Consider the following 6,361-nt stretch of genomic DNA (forward strand, 5'->3'; position numbering starts at 1 on the left):
GTTGATGTGGTCGATATGTGGACGTTGATTGAAATAAATCCTTTTATTTCAATGTGCTACAAGGAAATAAAACGCGCCCGAAGGCGCGTTGGCGGTACACTCAATTTAAAGGATTACTCTTCTTCAACTTCTTCCGCGAAGCTGGCGTCTTTCACCGATGTTGCGGCGCGACGGGCTTCACCTTTGTGTTGCACTTTATTGAGCTGCCGTTCCAGCTTGTTGATCAAATCGTTAATAGCGGTGTACATATCCTCGTGTTTTGCGCTGGCGACCAGATGGCCGTTTGGAGTATTGATAGTTGCGTCAGCGATGAAACCCTGCGGTTCCTTGGACAGGATGATATGTGGATTAATCAAATGAGTTTGCCATTTATCCAGTTTGGCGAGACGGTCTGCGACGTGCTGGCGGATTGCCGGAGTAATTTCCATTTGTTTACTGGTAATGTTCATTGTCATAAATTTTACCTCTTGTCTTTCCGTCTTGGTGATTCCAGCATACCCGACCTAATGTCAAAATGTGTGATTTAGATCACGTTATTTTGTCGGTTTTTGTCAGGGAATCTTTTTTGTGAGGCAGGGCAGGAAGAGGTGAGATTTACCTTGTCGAAGGCAAAAATTGGGGCCATAGTTGACTGGATGTGTTGAGGCTAAAGCGCTTCAGCGACGCGCTAAAATGAATAAAAAAACGGCAGCCTGCGGGCTGCCGTTTTGCATTGAAGCAATATCAGGTGTTGCTGCTGTTCGCGGCGATGATTTTCGCCACTTTTTCAGCCTGAGCGGTCATCTGCATCTGACGGTAAGCATTTTCCATCAGCTTCAGGCCGTCGCGCGTTGCCTGAGTATCCGGATAATCACGCAGCATACCTTCTACGCGGTTAACCACGGCAACCCATGCGCCACGGCGGGTATAGTATTCCGCCACGGAGTATTCATATTTCGCCAGACGATCTTTCAGGAACACCAGACGTTTGGTGGCGTCGGTCACGTACTGACTGTTCGGATAGCCGCGCACCAGCTTGGAGAAGTCATTGAAGGCATCACGCGCATGCTGCGGGTCACGGTCGGAGCGATCCACGCCGAAGAAGCCCTGCAGCGCACTGTCGTCCAGCGCCATGTTGGTGAGGCCGCGCATGTACATCACATAGTCGATGTTAGGATGAGTCGGGTTCAGACGAATGAAACGATCGATGGTTGCCTGAGCCAGCGGCAGATCGGCATTTTTATAGTATGCGTAGATGAGATCTAACTGTACCTGCTGCGAATACGGACCAAATGGATAGCGATTATCCAACGCTTCCAGTTGCGTTATCGCCTGTTTCCAGTTACCGTCCTGCAACTTTTGTTGTGCAGTCGCATAGATTTCATTCGGCGGATTGTCAGGGACCTGTTCATTTGAACCGGAGCAGCCCACCAAAGCCAGGCTCAACGTGGCCGCTGCCACCAGATATTTCATGCGCGTCATGACGTTTTGACTTTCCTCAAATGTTTGTCCGGGAGAAACTCTGTTCCTGCTCCCGATTAAGACCAGCTACAATAGCACACTATATTAAACGGCAAAGCCGTAAAACCCAACGTTAAACGAAGAAGCAGTTTATGGCACAACGAGTAGAACTCACCGCAACAGTCTCCGAAAATCAGCTCGGTCAACGCTTAGATCAGGCTTTGGCCGAATTGTTCCCTGATTATTCGCGTTCACGCATAAAAGAATGGATCCTTGACCAGCGCGTGCTGGTAAACGGCAAGATCTGGGACAAACCAAAAGAGAAAGTGTTAGGTGGGGAAGCTGTCGCCATCAATGCTGAAATCGAAGAGGAAATCCGCTTCGAGCCGCAGGATATCCCACTGGACATCGTCTACGAAGATGATGATATTCTGGTGATCAACAAGCCGCGCGACCTGGTTGTTCATCCGGGCGCGGGGAATCCTGACGGTACGGTACTTAACGCACTTCTCCATTATTATCCGCCGATCGCGGATGTTCCGCGCGCGGGCATCGTGCACCGTCTGGATAAAGACACCACCGGTTTGATGGTGGTGGCGAAGACCGTTCCTGCTCAGACCCGTCTGGTGGAATCGCTGCAGCTGCGCGAAATCACCCGTGAGTATGAAGCGGTAGCCATTGGGCATATGACCTCTGGCGGAACGGTGGAGGAGCCAATCAGCCGTCACCCAACCAAACGTACCCATATGTCGGTGCATCCGATGGGTAAACCGGCGGTGACGCACTATCGCATTATGGAACACTTCCGTATTCACACGCGCCTGCGTCTGCGTCTGGAAACCGGACGTACTCACCAGATCCGCGTGCATATGGCCCACATTACCCATCCGCTGGTGGGGGATCAGGTATACGGTGGTCGTCCGCGTCCGCCTAAAGGCGCATCGGATGAGTTCATCAGCGTATTGCGTAAATTCGATCGTCAGGCGCTGCACGCGACCATGCTGCGTCTTTATCACCCTATCACCGGTATTCAGATGGAGTGGCATGCGCCTATCCCGCAGGATATGGTGGACCTTATTGACGCCATGCGTGCTGATTTCGAAGAACATAAGGATCAAGTGGACTGGTTATGACCAAACTGATTGTCCCGGAGTGGCCATTGCCTGCAGGTGTGGCTGCCTGCAGTTCAACCCGTATTGGCGGTGTTAGCCAGGACGCGTGGGAGTCTTTGAACCTCGGTGCGCACTGTGGTGACAACCTGGAACACGTTGAAGAGAACCGCAGGCGTCTGTTTGCTGCGGGAAACTTGCCGTCGAAACCGGTCTGGCTGGAACAGGTTCATGGTAACGCGGTGCTGAAGTTGACGGGGGAACCCTATGCTTCTAAACGCGCTGATGCCTCTTACAGTAATACTCCGGGAACCGTTTGTGCCGTGATGACCGCTGATTGTCTGCCGGTTCTGTTTTGTAACCGTGCAGGTACCGAGGTGGCAGCAGCACACGCGGGCTGGCGTGGTCTGTGTGAAGGCGTGCTCGAAGAAACAGTCGCCTGCTTTAACGATGAGCCAGCCAGTATCATGGCCTGGCTTGGCCCGGCCATTGGCCCTCGCGCTTTTGAAGTGGGGCCAGAGGTTCGCGAAGCCTTTATGGAAAAAGATCCGCAAGCAGCGGAAGCTTTTCTGCCTTCGGGGGATAAATATCTGGCCGATATTTACCAGCTCGCTCGCCAGCGACTGAATAACATCGGTGTGACGCAGATCTTCGGCGGCGATCGCTGCACATTCACCGAAAAGGGTGATTTTTTCTCTTATCGCCGCGACAAGACCACGGGACGTATGGCAAGTTTCATTTGGCTGATATAACCTAAAGAATCAAGACGATCCGGTACGTGCCGTTTTCTTTTCACATAATTCAGGTCATTAACCTTGAATAATTGAGGGATGACCTCATTTAATCTCCAGTAGCAAATTTGACCTGTTATGGGAGGAGTTATGCGTCTGGATCGTCTTACTAATAAATTCCAGCTTGCTCTCGCCGATGCCCAGTCCCTCGCACTGGGGCACGACAACCAATTTATCGAACCTCTTCATTTAATGAGCGCCTTGCTGAATCAGGAAGGGGGATCGGTACGTCCTTTATTAACGTCCGCTGGCATTAATGCTGGCCAGTTACGCACCGCTATCGATCAGGCGCTGAGCCGTTTGCCGCAGGTAGAAGGTACCGGCGGCGACGTTCAGCCGTCGCAGGATCTGGTTCGCGTGCTGAACCTTTGCGACAAGCTGGCGCAAAAACGTGGGGACAACTTTATTTCGTCAGAGCTGTTTGTTCTGGCGGCGCTTGAATCACGCGGTACCTTGACCGACCTGCTGAAATCTGCCGGTGCGACCACCGCCAATGTGACTCAGGCGATTGAGAAAATGCGCGGAGGTGAAAGCGTGAACGATCAGGGAGCCGAAGACCAACGTCAGGCTTTGAAGAAATTTACGGTCGATCTGACCGAGCGTGCTGAACAGGGCAAACTTGACCCGGTTATCGGCCGTGATGAAGAAATTCGCCGTACGATTCAGGTACTGCAACGTCGTACCAAGAACAACCCGGTGTTGATTGGTGAACCGGGTGTCGGTAAAACCGCCATTGTTGAAGGGCTGGCGCAGCGTATCGTCAACGGTGAAGTGCCGGAAGGCCTGAAAGGCCGCCGCGTACTGGCGCTGGATATGGGCGCGCTGGTGGCCGGTGCGAAATACCGCGGCGAGTTCGAAGAGCGTCTCAAAGGCGTGCTTAACGACCTGGCGAAGCAGGAAGGCAACGTTATCCTGTTTATCGACGAACTGCACACCATGGTCGGTGCGGGTAAAGCGGACGGCGCGATGGATGCCGGGAACATGCTGAAACCTGCGCTGGCGCGCGGTGAGCTTCACTGCGTCGGTGCCACCACGCTTGACGAGTATCGTCAGTACATTGAGAAAGATGCTGCGTTGGAACGTCGCTTCCAGAAAGTGTTTGTTGCTGAGCCAAGCGTTGAAGATACCATCGCGATCCTGCGTGGTTTGAAAGAGCGCTATGAACTGCACCACCACGTGCAGATCACTGACCCGGCCATTGTTGCGGCGGCGACGCTTTCACATCGTTATATCGCTGACCGTCAGCTGCCGGATAAAGCGATCGACCTGATTGATGAAGCGGCTTCGAGCATTCGTATGCAGATTGACTCGAAACCGGAAGAACTGGACCGACTCGACCGACGCATCATTCAGCTCAAGCTGGAGCAGCAGGCGCTGAAGAAAGAGTCTGATGAAGCGAGTAAGAAACGCCTGGATATGCTCAATGAAGAACTGGACGATAAAGAGCGCCAGTATTCTGAGCTGGAAGAAGAGTGGAAAGCCGAGAAAGCATCCCTTTCCGGCACTCAGACCATCAAAGCTGAACTCGAACAGGCAAAAATTGCCATTGAGCAGGCTCGCCGTGTCGGTGATTTGGCGCGGATGTCTGAACTGCAGTACGGCAAAATTCCTGAGCTGGAAAAACAGCTTGAGATAGCGACGCAGTCAGAAGGGAAAACGATGCGTCTGTTACGTAATAAAGTGACGGATGCAGAAATCGCGGAAGTGCTTGCTCGCTGGACCGGTATTCCGGTGGCGCGCATGCTGGAAGGCGAGCGTGAGAAACTGCTGCGCATGGAGCAAGATCTCCATAATCGGGTGATTGGTCAGAACGAAGCGGTTGAGGCGGTATCGAACGCTATTCGCCGTAGTCGTGCAGGGCTGTCCGATCCAAACCGTCCGATTGGTTCGTTCCTGTTCCTGGGGCCGACGGGTGTCGGTAAAACCGAGCTTTGTAAAGCGCTGGCTAACTTTCTGTTCGACAGCGACGATGCGATGGTGCGTATCGACATGTCCGAGTTTATGGAGAAACACTCCGTCTCACGTCTGGTCGGTGCACCTCCGGGATACGTCGGTTATGAAGAAGGTGGTTACCTGACAGAAGCGGTTCGCCGTCGCCCTTATTCCGTCATCCTGCTGGATGAGGTGGAAAAAGCGCATCCAGATGTGTTCAACATTCTGCTTCAGGTGCTGGATGATGGCCGTCTGACCGACGGGCAGGGGAGAACGGTCGATTTCCGTAATACGGTTGTCATCATGACCTCGAACCTGGGTTCCGATTTGATTCAGGAACGTTTCGGTGAACTTGACTATAGCCATATGAAGGATCTGGTACTCGGTGTGGTCAGCCATAGCTTCCGTCCGGAGTTCATCAACCGTATTGATGAAGTGGTGGTCTTCCATCCTCTGGGCGAGAAACACATTGCGTCGATTGCGCAGATTCAGCTGCAGCGTTTGTATAAACGTCTGGAAGAGCGTGGATATGAAATCCATATCTCCGACGAGGCGCTGAAGCTGCTGAGCGAGAATGGTTACGACCCGGTGTACGGTGCGCGTCCATTGAAACGCGCTATCCAGCAGCAGATCGAAAACCCGCTGGCACAGCAGATCCTCTCCGGAGAGCTGATTCCAGGCAAAGTTATTCGTCTGGAAGCCAACGACGATCGCATTGTGGCAGTGCAGTAAGTCTCAAAACGCAAAAACGAGCCGCTTGCGGCTCGTTTTTGTTTAAAAACCAGGCGAAAATTGAGGTCTGGAGTTGGGTTTGCCTGGAAAATGAGCAGTCAGTAAATAGTTTTCACTTTATCCTTGCAGGTTCGGAATAACTCCCTATAATGCGCCTCCACTGACACGGAACAACGGCACACACGCCGCCGGGTCAGCAGAGAAAAGCGAAAATAAACGCTTGACTCTGAAGCGGGAAAGCGTAATATGCACACCCCGCGCCGCTGCGAAAAGCGAAGCGGCACTGCTCTTTAACAATTTATCAGACAATCTGTGTGGGCACTCAAAGTGACATGGATTCTTAATGTCTTCGGACAA

Annotated in this window: 6 protein-coding genes; 3 read left to right on the top strand and 3 right to left on the bottom strand. The window is 52.5% G+C overall.

Annotation, left to right across the window (positions count from 1 at the left end):
• Window positions 1–113: 113 nt before the first annotated feature.
• Window positions 114–455: a ribosome-associated translation inhibitor RaiA gene (raiA, locus tag FU672_RS17520; protein WP_003863162.1), complete on the bottom strand. Its 342-nt coding sequence runs from the start codon at window positions 453–455 to the stop codon at window positions 114–116.
• Between the two features lie 268 nt (window positions 456–723).
• Window positions 724–1,461 carry an outer membrane protein assembly factor BamD gene (gene bamD / locus FU672_RS17525; protein WP_063144127.1) on the bottom strand — a complete coding sequence of 246 codons (738 nt, stop codon included), beginning with the start codon at window positions 1,459–1,461 and terminating at the stop codon, window positions 724–726.
• Between the two features lie 131 nt (window positions 1,462–1,592).
• On the opposite strand from bamD, the gene rluD reads away from it, so the two are divergent.
• The 3 genes from rluD (at window position 1,593) to clpB (ending at window position 6,004) form a co-directional block, all read left to right on the top strand.
• Window positions 1,593–2,573: a 23S rRNA pseudouridine(1911/1915/1917) synthase RluD gene (gene rluD / locus FU672_RS17530; protein ID WP_023308866.1), complete on the top strand. Its 981-nt coding sequence runs from the start codon at window positions 1,593–1,595 to the stop codon at window positions 2,571–2,573.
• Window positions 2,570–3,301 (top strand): purine nucleoside phosphorylase YfiH, encoded by a 732-nt coding sequence (gene yfiH / locus FU672_RS17535; RefSeq protein WP_148244207.1) that lies wholly within the window; start codon window positions 2,570–2,572, stop codon window positions 3,299–3,301. Before rluD ends, yfiH begins: the two co-directional genes overlap by 4 nt.
• Before the next feature lie 129 nt (window positions 3,302–3,430).
• A complete protein-coding gene (gene clpB, locus FU672_RS17540) occupies window positions 3,431–6,004 on the top strand; it encodes an ATP-dependent chaperone ClpB (RefSeq protein WP_148244208.1) in 2,574 nt (857 codons plus the stop codon).
• Window positions 6,005–6,148: 144 nt separating this feature from the next.
• Here clpB and FU672_RS25000 read toward each other — a convergent pair.
• Window positions 6,149–6,361, bottom strand: a 213-nt coding sequence (locus tag FU672_RS25000) for a hypothetical protein (RefSeq protein ID WP_131701696.1), incomplete at its 5' end; no start/stop codon positions are given.

Origin of the sequence: Enterobacter asburiae (assembly GCF_008080435.1) — a bacterium.
GTDB classification, from domain to species: domain Bacteria; phylum Pseudomonadota; class Gammaproteobacteria; order Enterobacterales; family Enterobacteriaceae; genus Enterobacter; species Enterobacter asburiae_C.